This window comes from Eikenella sp. NML120348, assembly GCF_001648435.1.
Classification (GTDB): Bacteria; Pseudomonadota; Gammaproteobacteria; order Burkholderiales; family Neisseriaceae; genus Eikenella; species Eikenella exigua.
In genome coordinates this window covers 265,412-277,683 of sequence record NZ_LXSP01000001.1, presented here as the reverse complement: position 1 = coordinate 277,683, position 12,272 = coordinate 265,412, and the positions used below count along the sequence as shown (strand labels likewise).

At 58.6% G+C, this 12,272-nt stretch carries 13 protein-coding genes; 5 read left to right on the top strand and 8 right to left on the bottom strand.

What is annotated here, in order from left to right; genetic code table 11:
• The first annotated feature begins 96 nt into the window (after window positions 1-96).
• Both A7P99_RS01305 and A7P99_RS01300 read left to right on the top strand, forming a co-directional pair.
• Window positions 97-879, top strand: coding sequence for an FKBP-type peptidyl-prolyl cis-trans isomerase (locus A7P99_RS01305; RefSeq protein ID WP_067446749.1), 783 nt, complete (start codon window positions 97-99; stop codon window positions 877-879).
• Window positions 880-1,052: 173 nt separating this feature from the next.
• Entirely contained in the window at window positions 1,053-2,000 is a 948-nt protein-coding gene (locus A7P99_RS01300) for an asparaginase (protein ID WP_067527642.1), read from the top strand.
• 74 nt (window positions 2,001-2,074) lie between these two features.
• On the opposite strand, the gene tehA is transcribed toward A7P99_RS01300, so the two are convergent.
• The 8 genes from tehA to A7P99_RS01260 all read right to left on the bottom strand — a co-directional run bounded on the left by tehA (window position 2,075) and on the right by A7P99_RS01260 (window position 9,283).
• Window positions 2,075-3,019: a dicarboxylate transporter/tellurite-resistance protein TehA gene (gene tehA / locus A7P99_RS01295; protein WP_067446745.1), complete on the bottom strand. Its 945-nt coding sequence runs from the start codon at window positions 3,017-3,019 to the stop codon at window positions 2,075-2,077.
• 212 nt (window positions 3,020-3,231) lie between these two features.
• Window positions 3,232-4,650 carry a type I glutamate--ammonia ligase gene (gene glnA, locus A7P99_RS01290; protein WP_067527638.1) on the bottom strand — a complete coding sequence of 473 codons (1,419 nt, stop codon included), beginning with the start codon at window positions 4,648-4,650 and terminating at the stop codon, window positions 3,232-3,234.
• 358 nt (window positions 4,651-5,008) lie between these two features.
• Window positions 5,009-5,749 carry a pseudouridine synthase gene (locus A7P99_RS01285; protein WP_067527636.1) on the bottom strand — a complete coding sequence of 247 codons (741 nt, stop codon included), beginning with the start codon at window positions 5,747-5,749 and terminating at the stop codon, window positions 5,009-5,011.
• Window positions 5,750-5,823: 74 nt separating this feature from the next.
• Entirely contained in the window at window positions 5,824-6,396 is a 573-nt protein-coding gene (locus tag A7P99_RS01280) for a DUF1287 domain-containing protein (RefSeq protein ID WP_231863708.1), read from the bottom strand.
• A gap of 258 nt (window positions 6,397-6,654) precedes the next feature.
• Window positions 6,655-7,434: a 3-deoxy-manno-octulosonate cytidylyltransferase gene (gene kdsB / locus A7P99_RS01275; RefSeq protein ID WP_067686270.1), complete on the bottom strand. Its 780-nt coding sequence runs from the start codon at window positions 7,432-7,434 to the stop codon at window positions 6,655-6,657.
• Complete coding sequence (locus A7P99_RS01270; RefSeq protein ID WP_067439304.1) at window positions 7,431-7,613, bottom strand: Trm112 family protein; 183 nt, start codon at window positions 7,611-7,613, stop codon at window positions 7,431-7,433. Before A7P99_RS01270 ends, kdsB begins: the two co-directional genes overlap by 4 nt.
• A gap of 116 nt (window positions 7,614-7,729) precedes the next feature.
• Window positions 7,730-8,761 carry a tetraacyldisaccharide 4'-kinase gene (gene lpxK / locus A7P99_RS01265; RefSeq protein WP_067446736.1) on the bottom strand — a complete coding sequence of 344 codons (1,032 nt, stop codon included), beginning with the start codon at window positions 8,759-8,761 and terminating at the stop codon, window positions 7,730-7,732.
• Window positions 8,762-8,782: 21 nt separating this feature from the next.
• Window positions 8,783-9,283 (bottom strand): dihydrofolate reductase, encoded by a 501-nt coding sequence (locus A7P99_RS01260; protein WP_067446734.1) that lies wholly within the window; start codon window positions 9,281-9,283, stop codon window positions 8,783-8,785.
• A 150-nt stretch (window positions 9,284-9,433) separates the two neighbouring features.
• On the opposite strand from A7P99_RS01260, the gene ribH reads away from it, so the two are divergent.
• The 3 genes from ribH to A7P99_RS01245 all read left to right on the top strand — a co-directional run bounded on the left by ribH (window position 9,434) and on the right by A7P99_RS01245 (window position 12,086).
• A complete protein-coding gene (gene ribH, locus A7P99_RS01255; RefSeq protein WP_067446732.1) occupies window positions 9,434-9,919 on the top strand; it encodes a 6,7-dimethyl-8-ribityllumazine synthase in 486 nt (161 codons plus the stop codon).
• A 24-nt stretch (window positions 9,920-9,943) separates the two neighbouring features.
• Entirely contained in the window at window positions 9,944-10,387 is a 444-nt protein-coding gene (nusB, locus tag A7P99_RS01250) for a transcription antitermination factor NusB (RefSeq protein ID WP_067439316.1), read from the top strand.
• 238 nt (window positions 10,388-10,625) lie between these two features.
• On the top strand, window positions 10,626-12,086 hold the full coding sequence (locus A7P99_RS01245; protein WP_067439319.1) for a TrkH family potassium uptake protein: 1,461 nt from the start codon (window positions 10,626-10,628) through the stop codon (window positions 12,084-12,086).
• Window positions 12,087-12,272 lie beyond the last annotated feature (186 nt).

Sequence of the window (12,272 nt, the reverse complement as noted above, 5' to 3'; positions counted from 1 at the left end):
CGAGGCCTTTTAATTCAGGTAAAACCGATTGAAACAGCACGGCGGAAATGATGTAATGCCCGCTGTTGTTTCTTTTCATTCACATTAGGGAGTTTTATGCAAACCAACACATTCCGCACCTGCCTGCTGGCCGCCGCCGTGGTATTCGCCCTGGCCGCCTGTAACCAACAGCCCACTTCCAGCAACGCCTCTGCTCCGACCTCATCAGCCCCTGCCGCCGCTTCAGCTGCCTCCGGCCCCGCTGCCGCTTCAGGCCCTGCCGCTGCCTCCGACGTATTGGCCGGCATGACCGATCAGCAAAAAGCCAGCTACCTCATCGGCTACCTCCAAGGCCAACAGCTGGGCGACGCCAACACCATCTTGGATTTCGACCAAGCTACCCTGATTAAAGGCCTGCAGGCCGGTATGGCCAGCCAGCCGCTGCCTGTAAGCGATGAAGAAGCCAACAACATCCTGCAGCAATACCACACTGCCCAGATGGGCAAACTGGCCACCCGCCAGCAGGAAGAAGGCAAAGCCTTCCTCGAAGCCAACAAAGCCAAAGAAGGCGTGAAAACTACGCCCTCCGGCCTGCAATACAGCGTGAAAACCGAAGGCACCGGCAAACAGCCCACTGCCAAGAGCACTGTAACCGTACACTACGAAGGCAGATTGCTCGACGGTACCGTGTTCGACAGCTCCATCAAGCGCGGCGAACCGGCCACCTTCAAACTTGACGGCGTGATCAAAGGCTGGACCGAAGGCCTGCAGCTGATGAAAGAAGGCGGCGAATACACCCTCTACATCCCCGCCGAACTCGCTTACGGCGACAAAGGCAACCCCAGCATTCCGCCCAACTCCGTGCTGGTATTCGATGTTAAACTGATTAAAGTTCAGTAACTCCATCAGCTAACTAAAAGGCTACCTGAAAAGCAAAAAACTTTTCAGGTAGCCTTTAATCCATTCCCTCAATCACACCAAGGCTACCTGAAAAAGAAACTCCAATCCCCCTACCCCAACTTTTCAGCTAGCCCCTATAATCCCATATCCCATTTCCAGTAAAACATCCCGCCATGCAAAAAATCTTCGTCCTCTACACCGGCGGCACCATTGGCATGAAGCCCAGCCCCACCGGCCTTGTGCCCGATGCCGAGCTCGCCGAACAAGCCCTGCAGCCCTATGCCGAACAAGCCGTTTTTCACTGGCACATCTGCCAGCCCCTGATCGACAGCTCCAACATCACCCCACAACATTGGGCAGAATGGCTCGCCATCCTGCAAACCGCCCTGCCCGAGCACGACGGCATCCTCATCTTACACGGCACCGACACCCTCGCCTACACCGCAAATTTCCTCGCCCTTGCACTCGACAGCGGCGGCAAACCCATCGTCCTCACCGGCGCGCAAAAGCCCTACCACGCCGCCAACAGCGATGCCCCGGCCAACCTCCACACCGCCATTGCCGCCCTGCAAAATCCCCAACTGCACGGCACCGTTATCGCCTTCGGCGGCCAGCTCTATCCCGCTATCGGCAGCAGTAAATGCAGCACCGAGCTCGACCAAGGCTTCGACAACGCCCACTTCAACACCTGGCAGCCAAACACCCCGCTCCGCCGCCTCAGCGGCCTGCCCACCCGTTTCAACCCCGCCGCCCGTGTGTGCAGCCACCTGCTCACCCCCGGCAGCAGCCCCGAGCAAATCGCCCACAGCCTGCGCCACTTCCCCCAAGAAGCCTCCATCCTGCTTTCCTACGGCCAAGGCCACGCCCCCGCCAGCCCCGAATTGCTCGCCGCCGTGCAACACTTCAGCCAAAACGGCGGCCTGTTACTCAACATCAGCCAAGCTCACCACGGCCGCACCGGCACCGCCTACGCCCAAGGCAACGCCCTGCGCCAGGCCGGCGCGGTGGGCGGCGGCAAATGCAATATCGAAACCGCCACCGCCCTCATGACCCTCGCTGCCAGCAACCACTGGACGGCCGACCAGCTGCAACGGGCTTTAGCGCAATTGGATTTGCTCTGATACCTTCCTCTGCTACAAAAAGACTACCTGAAACCGTATAAACCGTTTTCAGGTAGCCTTTAACCTTTAGCAGCCTAACGCACCAAAAACCGCCCCTGCCACACCAAATACAACGTTCCCGCCAACAACAGTGCTACCCCAGCCGAGCCACTTACCGCCAGCACCGTGCCCAGCCACACCAACCTGCCCGCCTCCAGCAGATGCAACCCGCAGCCGCACATGGCCGCCAAGCCGAACGAGAAGCCCCACCAGCTCATGCTAAACCCGCCCTCGGCAAACCAGCCCAGCAGGCGCAGCAACAGCAGAAACTGCAAACAGCCGTATCCCATCAAGGCCAGCGCAAAAATGTCGATTGCGCCGCCGTTCACCGCAAAATACGCCCCACAGCCCACAAAGGCCGGCGCAAGCTGGATGCCCACTATCCCGCGCACTTGCGGTGCAACCGCCACCGCCGTGCGCAGCCTGCCTAAAATCGCCGCCTCCAGGCTAAACCAAGACAGCAGCCCCGCACCGAAAAACAACACCGCATAATCATGCCTCCCCAGCACATCTAGCGCCGTGGCACTCACGAAATTAGCGGCCACCGTAGGCAGATAAATCACCGGCGTAGTGGCTGCCAAGCTGTGCAGCCCGCGCCACAGCCCGGCAGCACGATACATGGCAAACGCCAGCTGCCCAGAAATGCCGGCATACACCAGCACGCGTGCCGCCCCGGCGGCATACGGCAGTCCAGCAATGCCTGCCAAGGTGGTGGTAATCGGAATGGCACTGAGAAAACAGCATTGCACCAAATCAGTTAAGTCGCTTAAAAAATCATCGCGATAAGCCAATATCTTGCAAACGTAAGCCGCCACCAGCACCAACCACACCACAAACGCCGCTGCCAGCAGCCATTCACTCGGCCAAGCCGGCATCAGGCCTGCCGCTGCGCCATAGCGCCACGACAAACCCAACGCGAATAGGCCGATGGTGGTGCTGAAATAACTGAGCGGAATCGGAAATTTGCGGCGTGCGCCCATGATGTGTTCCTTATTGCTTGGATAATTTAAAACAGGTGGCATCATACTGGCATTCCTCTGCTCCAAACTATCCGATTTTGCTCAATCTGCCGCCATTTTGTCTCGTGCAATCATGGGACAAAGGCTACCTGAACCTGCGAAAGGCAGCAGCCAGGGCAAACATTCGGTATAAAAAAGCCACCTGATTGTTCAGGTAGCCTTTTCATTCTGCCTTACAGCGAGTAATACATTTCAAATTCCAGCGGGTGCGGCGCCATGCGGATGCGGCGCACGTCTTCTTCTTTGAAGGCGATGTAGCTGTTGATCCAGTCTTGGCTGAACACGCCGCCGCGCAGGAGGAATTCGTGGTCGGCTTTGAGGGCGAACAAGGCTTCTTCCAAAGAGGCACACACGGTCGGCACCAATGCATCCTCTTCCGGCGGCAGGTCGTAGAGGTTTTTGTCGGCCGGATCACCGGGATGGATTTTGTTTTGGATACCATCCAGCCCAGCCATCAACAGCGCGGCGAACATCAAATAGGGGTTCGCGGTAGGATCCGGGAAACGCACTTCAACGCGGCGGGCTTTCACGCTGTGCACGGTGGGAATGCGGATGGAAGCGGAGCGGTTTTTGGCGGAATAAGCCAGCTTGGTGGGCGCTTCAAAATGCGGCACGAGACGTTTGTAGGAGTTGGTGGAGGGGTTGGCGATGGCATTCAGCGCTTTGGCGTGCTTGATGATGCCGCCGATATAGTAAAGGGCGGTGTCGCTCAAGCCGGCATAGCCGTCGCCGGCGAAGAGGTTTTGGCCGTTTTTCCAAATGGATTGATGCACGTGCATACCGCTGCCGTTGTCGCCCATCAAAGGTTTGGGCATGAAGGTGGCGGTTTTGCCGAAGTTGTGCGCCACGTTGTGGATCACGTATTTCATGTCTTGGGTTTGGTCAGCACGGTGTACCAAGGTACTGAATTTAGTACCGATTTCCATCTGGCTGCCGGTGCCCACTTCGCCATGGTGCACTTCCACTTCAATGCCGATTTCCTGCAAGGTATTGACCATGGCGGAGCGCAAATCCTGCCCGGCATCCACCGGCGCAACGGGGGCGTAGCCACCTTTCACCATCGGGCGGTGGCCAGTATTTTGGCCGTCCAAATGCAGGCCGCTCGACCACGCGGCGCTTTCGGAGCTGATTTCGAAGCGGGCTTTGTGCATATGGGTTTCAAACTCAATGCCATCGAACACGAAAAATTCAGGCTCGGGGCCGAAATAGGCCGTATCGCCCACGCCGCTGGCTTTCAAATAGGCTTCGGCTCGGCGGGCGATGGAGCGCGGGTCGCGGTCGTAGCCCTGGCCGCTGGCCGGGTCGATCACGTCGCAAGTGAGCACCACAGTGGCATCGTCGTAGAAGGGGTCGATGAAGGCAGTGGCCGGATCGGGGCGCAGCAGCATATCGGAGGCCTGAACGCCCTTCCAGCCACCGATAGACGAACCATCGAACGGATGGCCGTTTTCAAACCATTCTTCCGGATCGTCCAGCACCACTGCGGCAGGCACGGTGAAATGGTGCTGTTTGCCTTTAGTGTCGGTGAATCGCAAATCAACGAAACGGACATCGTTCTCTTCAATCATGCGAACTACATTGCTGATGGACATGGTGGCACTCCTTAAAATATACAGAAATAAAATCAAGCAGGCATTTTGCCATAGCCGTCGCCCGGGCGTATAGCTTTGATTGCAGTTTTTCTCAAACCAACTGCAGGAACAAGCGAAGAACACGGCATACACGTTACCTGAAATCACAACACCTGTCCAAAATGAATACACTAAAGGCTACCTGAAACTCCAACTTCGCAAAAACTCTGCCGTGCCGTATTTTCAGGTAGCCTTTAGCATATTCATAGTGGATTAAAATAAGAATGAGACAAGGCGGCGAGCCGCGGACACAGTATAGGTAGTACAGCTAGGCGAGACAACACTGTAGCATTCTTATTTTAATCCGCTATCTTCCCAATCAAAACCGCTCGTGCGGCGCCAGATAGCGCCACTGCCCCGGCGGCAGTGCACCGAGTTTCACCTTGCCGATGCGGATGCGCTTGAGCCCCACCACGCGCAGCCCCACCAGCTCGCACATACGGCGGATTTGGCGTTTTTTGCCCTGTTTCAGCACAAAGCGCAGCTGGTCTTGGTTTTGCCACGACACCTTGGCCGGCCGCAACGCTTCACCGTCCAGCTTCAGGCCGTGGTTCAGCAGGCGCAGGCCTTCTTCGGAAAGTTTGCCCTTCACGCGCACCAGGTATTCTTTTTCCACACCGCTGTTTTCACCGATCAGGCTTTTGGCCACGCGTCCATCTTGCGTGAGCACCAGCAGCCCGACCGAGTCGATATCCAGCCGGCCGGCGGGAGCGAGGCCGTGGCGATGTGCCGCTTTAAACTTTTGCGGGCTGCGGTCTTCCGGCCAATGGTTGGCTTCGGTAATCAGCTCGGCGGCGCTGCGGTAGCCTTTTTCGGCCTGCCCGCTCACGAAGCCCACCGGCTTGTGCAGCAGGATGGTCACCCGCCCGGCCTGTTCTTCGTGCGCAGCGCGGTGCAGCTCGATGCGGTCGTCCGCGCCCACCTTTTGGCCGAGCACGGCTTTCTCGCCGTTCACGCTCACCCAGCCGCGCTCGATATAGGCATCGGCTTCGCGGCGCGAACAGAGGCCGAGCTCGGCCATGCGTTTGGAAAGGCGGACGGTGTTGTCGGGTGTGGTCATATTCGTTTCTTTGTTAGACAGATTTTGATTTCAGGTAGCCTGCTTGGCATGAGAAGGCTACCTAAAAAACAGCATCAGGCTTGGCCGCACCGCCACTTCACGGCGCCATATTGGGCGGGCTGCCTGAAATGGCCGACGATTTCGTGGCGGAACAGGATGTCCTCTTCACGCGTGCCTGCGCCGATATTGTGGATAATCAGCGGTGTATCACCCTGTTTGCGGTCGGATACGATGCCGATGTGCGGCAGCCCGCTGCCCGCCAGCCGCCAAGTAACGATGTCGCCCGCACGGTATCCGTCTTGCGCCGCCCAGCCGTGCCGCGCGAAATAAACCTCCAGATTCGGCACGCGGCGGTGGTCGATATTCGGGTCGGGGCGTTTTAGCCCCCAGCGGTTCGGGTAGGCGGAAAAATTCGCTTTCATGTCTTGGTGAACCAGCTGCTGCAAGTCTATGCCCTGCTGCCGCAGTGCGCGAATCACCACATCGGTGCACACTCCTTTTGCTATCGGCACATCGCCCATCGGATAATCTAGCGCAGTATAGGCGGGGTCATAGCGCACGGTTTGGCCGATTTGGCTGCGGGCGGCGCGGACGATGGGCGGCGCCTTATCCGCGTTGCCGACCTGTGCCGATGCGGGCGGCGGCATGGTTTCAGGCAGCCGAACAGCTTTGGCGCGGGCAGCGGGATTTTGCGGCGGGCGGGTGGTGTTCGCAAAATAAGCGGCAGAGAGGGCAACAGCAATCAGGAGAGCGGAGAAACCAACGCGGCGGAGCAAACGCATAACTCAACTCCTTAAAATCGGTCGTTCAAGGCGAAGGCAAGCCGTTTCGGGGAACAGGCTACCTGAAAGCGAAGCTTCAGCGAAATCAAAATTATAGGCTTTGCTCGGCCGGGCGATTTGTTTTCAGGTAGCCTCTTCGGGATGCCGGGCAAACCAATCGCGCACGCGCTGTAAATCTTCGGCGGTGTCCACCCCGGCGGCGGGGGCGTTGTCGCACACGGTTACAGCGATTTTGCCGCCGTGCCACAACACGCGCAGCTGCTCGAGCGATTCGATACCCTCCAGCGGCGAGGGCGGCAGGCCGACGTATTGGTGCAAAAAACCCACGCGGTAGGCATATAGGCCGATGTGGCGCAACGGGGCAAAGCCTTCGGGCAGCACGGCTTGCGTTTCGGCGAAGGCATCGCGCGGCCAGGCGATGGGGGCGCGGCTGAAATAGAGGGCGTTGCGCCGCTGGTCGAGCACCACTTTCACGCAGTTGGGGTTGAGAAACTCGGCCGCGTCGGCAATCGGGTGGGCGGCGGTGGCCATTTGCGCACTGCTGCTGCCGAGCAATTCGGCGGTGCGGTTGATGAGGGCGGGATCAATCAGCGGCTCGTCGCCCTGCACGTTTACGGCGATGTCGCTATCGGCCATGCCCAGCAGCAGTGCGGCTTCGGCCAGGCGGGCGGTGCCGCTGGTGTGCTGTTTGCCGGTGAGCACGGCTTCAATGCCGTATTCGGAGCAGGCGGCGGCAATGGCGGTGTGGTCGGTGGCCACGACGATGCGCTGCGCCTCGCTCAGCTTGGCGCGCTCGGCCACGCGCACCACCATGGGTTTGCCGGCAATATCGGCCAAGGCTTTTTCAGGTAGCCTGCTGGAGGCCAGGCGGGCGGGGATGATAACGGTAAACGGGGTGCTCATGCGCGCAGCTCTTCTTCGGTGAGGGGGCGGGCTTCGTTTTCCAGCATGATGGGAATGCCGTCGCGGATGGGGAAGGCCAGCTTGGCTTGGCGGCTCCACAATTCTTGGCGGCCGGCATGGTATTCGAGTGCGCCTTTGGTGAGCGGGCAAACGAGGAGGTCGAGGTATTTTTTGTCCATGGTTTGGGGTCTCCTGTGTTGTTTTGGTTGAAGCTTAGGTTTTGGCTTCGCAGAAATTCCGCTTGCTGCGGCAACTTCGTTTCAACTTGTGTGTTAACTGCGTTGAAGCTTCGCTTTCAGGCAGCCTGTTCCTTATCCGGCAGGCAGCGGCGGATTACGGCCTGCACTAAGGCTTCCGGCAGTTCGGCGCGCACGGGCAATACCCATACTTCCTGCGCGGTGTCGGCGGCGAGCTTCACTGCGTCTTTTTCAGTGACGATGTAGCAATCGGCTGCGGGCAAATCGGCAATCTGCCAGGCAGCGTGGTCAGGCAGTGCCATTTGCCGTTCGGTTTCGATGCCAAGCCGCGCCAGTTCGGCAAAAAAACGTTCTGGCTTGGCGATGGCGGCGGCGGCGATAACGCGGCGCTGTTTCAGGTAGCCTTCGGGCAAGGGTTCGTGCGGGCGGTGCAGACGGTAAATCTGCCCGCATTGCAGGCGGCTGCGGCAAAGCAGCACGTTATCCGGCAGCGCCCAATCCGGCTCGGGGCTGTCGGGCGTGCTGTTGGCGAGCAGCACGGCGTTTACGCTTTCCAGGCGCTGCAAAGGCTCGCGCAAATTGCCGTTGGGCAGCAAATCCAGCGGCCGCCCCACATCGGCGGCGGGGAACACGGCCAGCTCGAAATCACGTTGCAGGGCGTAGTGTTGCAAGCCATCGTCGGCAACGATGATTTGCACTTCGGGATGCGCGGCCAAAAGCGCCCTGCCCGCTTCGGCACGGCGGCTGCCCACGGCGGCGGGGGCACCGGTGCTGCGGTGCAGCAGCAGCGGCTCGTCGCCGGCCTGCGCGGCGGTGCTTTGGCTGTTTAACACGTGCACGCCCTGCCCGCTGCGGCCATAGCCACGGCTGATGATGCCGGGGCGGATGCCGCGCTCCTGCAAGGCGCGCACTAAGGCCTGCGCCACAGGGGTTTTGCCGCTGCCGCCGGCCTGCACATTGCCTACCACCACCACCGGCACGGGCAGCTTTTCGCTGTGCCGCCGGCCTTTCAGGTAGCCTTCACGCCGCCGCGCTGCCAACAAGCCGAACAGCCGCGCCAACGGCCATAAAATCGGCGTGAGCAGCGGCTTGGGCGTTTGCCAATGGCGTTCGATCAGGCGGTGCAGCATTTTTCAGATAGCCTCAATCTTTCAGGTAGCCTGCCGGGCGCGGCGGTAGTGCACGAAATCGAAGCGGATGCCGTTGGCGGCAGCGGTGTGGCTGCTGCGTTCAACCTCCTGCCATTCGGCGGGGGCAAAGGCTGGGAAAAAGGCGTCGCCGTCGATATCCAACCGCACTTCGGTGAGGCGCAAATCGGTGGCCAGCGGCAGGGCCTGGGCATAAATCTGCGCACCGCCCATGATGATGATCTCGGGCACGTCGGCCAGCATGGCCAGCGCGGCATCTAAGCTGTCGGCACGTTCTGCGCCTTCGGCCTGCCAGAGCGGCTGGCGGGTAATCACGATATTGCGGCGACCGGGCAAGGGTTTCTTGGGCAGCGAATCCCAAGTTTTGCGCCCCATCACCACGGGTTTGCCCAAGGTGTAGCGTTTGAAAAAGGCGAAATCTTCGGCAATATGCCAGGGCATGGCGTTGCCGCTGCCGATGCAGCGGTTATCCGCCACGGCGGCGATAAGAGTGATGGTTGGCATGGAAGGCTACCTGAAAAGTGGAGCAAAACGCCGCCATTGTAACGCAAGCCATCTTCCTTCACAGCCCCAAAACGTGCGCTTTGGTGTAAAATCCGCTTTCTTTGCGGCGCATGCCGCTTTTGCTTATTTCACTACAACGGAGCAGCGGACATGACCATCATCCCCCCCAACCACGACGGCGCAGGCCTGAATATCGGCATTGTACAAGCCCGTTTTTCCAACGAAATCGGCAGCGCCATGCTTGAAGTGTGCACCAAAAAACTGGTGGAAATGGGCGTGCCCGACGGCAACATCACCGTAGCCACCGTGCCCGGCGCGCTGGAAGTACCGCTGGCGCTGCAAAATATGGCACAGTCACACAGCTTTGATGCACTGGTAGCCTTGGGCGCGGTGATTCGCGGCGAAACCTACCATTTCGAATTGGTGTCAAACGAATCCGCCGCCGGCATCAGCCGCGTGGGGCTGGATTTCAACATCCCGATTGCCAACGCCATCCTCACCACCGAAAACGACGAACAAGCCCACGCGCGCATCCAAAGCAAAGCCGCCGAAGCCGCCGTGGTGGCGGTGGAATGCGCCAACCTGCTGCGCCGCCTCAATCCGGCCGGCAACAACCTGCCCGATGCCCTCGTGTAGACATTGATTTCAGAAAGCCAAGTAATGAAACCGAAAAACCGCACCCCGCGCCGCCGCGCGCGCGAATTTGCCGTGCAGGCGCTGTATCAGGCCGCGCTCAACCAGCTGCCCGATACCGAAGTGGCCAAAAATATCCGCGAAAACGAATACTTCGCCAAGGCCGACAACGAGCTCTTCACCGCCATTTTCTTCGGCGTTCAGGCCAAACGCCGCGAGCTGATGCAGATTATCCGCCCGCTGCTCGACCGTGACGAAAAAGACCTCAGCCCCATCGAATGCGCCGTGCTCCTAGCCGCTGCTTTCGAGCTGCGCGATATGCCGGAAACGCCCTACCCCGTGATCATTAACGAAGCGATTGAAGTCACCAAAACCTTCGGCGGCATCGACGGCCACAAATTCGTCAACGGCATTTTGGATAAACTGGCGGCCGAACTGCGGCCCAATGACCCGAAACGCACTTATAGCTAAAGCACTTATTTCTTATATACGACGTTAGCTTGTCTTGCCATACTTTTACCTATACTGTCTGCGGCTCGCTGCCTTGTATGAAGAAATAAGTGCTTTAGCTATGACCCACGCTCATTTGCTCATGCCGCAAGCTACCTGAAACCGCTGTATCCGTTTTCAGGTAGCCTCAACCGCCATCACAACACCCCGTTAAAACAAGTAAAATACATCCTTTTCCACAGGCCACCTAAGCCACACCATGTACTACAAACTCGCTCCCATCATCCACATCTTCTCCCGCCTTGGCTTCGTATTTTCGCTATTGCTCTTGGCGCCCACCATCGTGTCGTATCTCTACCAAGATGCTGCTTTCTGGATATTTGCTGACACCGCCGCTGGCACCATCTTCGTTTCCGGCATCATCTGGCTCATCACCCGCCGCCACCACCGCGAGCTGCGCGCCCGCGACGGCTTCACCCTCGTCTTCCTTTTATGGGTAGGCTTTGCCATGGTCGCCTCCCTGCCATTCTACTGGCATTTGCCCGGTATCAGCTACACCGACGCCTTTTTTGAAGCCATATCCGGCCTTACCACCACCGGCGCCACCGTCTTCACCAACCTCGACAGCTTCCCCCCCTCACTTAACTTCTGGCGCCATCTGCTCAACTGGGTAGGCGGAATGGGCATCATCGTGTTAGCCGTGGCCATCCTGCCCATGATCGGCGTGGGCGGCACCCAGCTCTTTAAAGTCGAAATCCCTGGCATCCACAAAGACAGCAAACTTTCCCCTCGCATCTCCCAAACCGCCAAAAACCTTTGGTTAATCTACGTTTTTTTCACACTCCTTATCTGCCTTGCCCTGCGCCTGGCCGGTATGAGTTGGCTCGATGCCGTGTGCCATGCCATGTCCTGCCTCGGCCTAGGCGGTTTCTCCACCCACGACCAAAACATCGCCTATTTCAATTCTCCACTCATCGAAATCATCATCACCATTGGCAGTGTTATGGCCGCTATCAACTTTACCAACCATTATTACGCCTTCCGCCAATGCAGCCTCAATGCCTATCGCTGCGACAGTGAAGTGCGCGTGATGATTACCACCCTAATTGCCAGCATTATCGTATGCTCCCTCTATTTGTGGCACAAAGATTTTTACGCCGACTGGCCGCACGCCCTGCGTTACGTCGGTTTCAACTTCGTCTCCATCGGCCTGGCCAACGGCTACGCCAACACTGACTTCGCCACCTGGCCGCTGCCCGTATCCCTGTGGATGTTTTTCCTCGCCAACATCCTCGCCAACGCCGGTAGCGCCGGTGGTGGGCTCAAAACCATCCGCGCCATCGTATTGTTCAAATTCAGTCTGCGTGAAATGATGCTGCTCTTGCACCCCAACGCCGTGCACACCGTAAAAATCAATGGTATGCACATCGCAGAGCGTACCGCCATGACCGTGCTCGTGTTCACTGCCGTTTATTTCCTCACCATCATCTTCGCTACCTTCGCCCTCATGGCCACCGGCCTCGACTTCGTAACCGCCCTCACTGCCACCACCGCCTGCATTACCAACGCTGGTCCCGGCCTCGGCAGCGTGGGCCCCGCCGGCAGCTACGCCAACCTAGCCGACGCCCAAAAATGGCTGTGCTCTATCGTCATGCTACTCGGCCGCTTGGAAATCTTTACCGTGTTCATGCTTTTTACCCCTGCCTATTGGCGCAAATAGCGTTTGATGATTTCAGGTAGTCTCAAACGGGAAGAGGGCTACCTGAAATAAAGCTGTTGAAAAGCTGAAGATAGGTAGGCCAAGCTCTCGAATCCGACAGCCGCTTACCCCGCCACAATGGTGGCTACCTGAAAGGCAATAGCAAGAGCAGCTTGTTTGGGTGAAGCAGCCCCAAACACAAAAGGC

What these genes read in the sequence shown, in the direction of transcription:
- A7P99_RS01280 (WP_231863708.1), bottom strand. Translation starts at nt 6,396, where the DNA reads ATGCCGCCGCCCGCATCGGCACAGGTCGGCAACGCGGATAAGGCGCCG.
- A7P99_RS01245 (WP_067439319.1), top strand. Translation starts at nt 10,626, where the DNA reads ATGTACTACAAACTCGCTCCCATCATCCACATCTTCTCCCGCCTTGGC.
- ribH (WP_067446732.1), top strand. Translation starts at nt 9,434, where the DNA reads ATGACCATCATCCCCCCCAACCACGACGGCGCAGGCCTGAATATCGGC.
- kdsB (WP_067686270.1), bottom strand. Translation starts at nt 7,434, where the DNA reads ATGAGCACCCCGTTTACCGTTATCATCCCCGCCCGCCTGGCCTCCAGC.
- glnA (WP_067527638.1), bottom strand. Translation starts at nt 4,650, where the DNA reads ATGTCCATCAGCAATGTAGTTCGCATGATTGAAGAGAACGATGTCCGT.
- A7P99_RS01305 (WP_067446749.1), top strand. Translation starts at nt 97, where the DNA reads ATGCAAACCAACACATTCCGCACCTGCCTGCTGGCCGCCGCCGTGGTA.
- A7P99_RS01270 (WP_067439304.1), bottom strand. Translation starts at nt 7,613, where the DNA reads ATGGACAAAAAATACCTCGACCTCCTCGTTTGCCCGCTCACCAAAGGC.
- nusB (WP_067439316.1), top strand. Translation starts at nt 9,944, where the DNA reads ATGAAACCGAAAAACCGCACCCCGCGCCGCCGCGCGCGCGAATTTGCC.
- tehA (WP_067446745.1), bottom strand. Translation starts at nt 3,019, where the DNA reads ATGGGCGCACGCCGCAAATTTCCGATTCCGCTCAGTTATTTCAGCACC.
- lpxK (WP_067446736.1), bottom strand. Translation starts at nt 8,761, where the DNA reads ATGCTGCACCGCCTGATCGAACGCCATTGGCAAACGCCCAAGCCGCTG.
- A7P99_RS01260 (WP_067446734.1), bottom strand. Translation starts at nt 9,283, where the DNA reads ATGCCAACCATCACTCTTATCGCCGCCGTGGCGGATAACCGCTGCATC.
- A7P99_RS01285 (WP_067527636.1), bottom strand. Translation starts at nt 5,749, where the DNA reads ATGACCACACCCGACAACACCGTCCGCCTTTCCAAACGCATGGCCGAG.
- A7P99_RS01300 (WP_067527642.1), top strand. Translation starts at nt 1,053, where the DNA reads ATGCAAAAAATCTTCGTCCTCTACACCGGCGGCACCATTGGCATGAAG.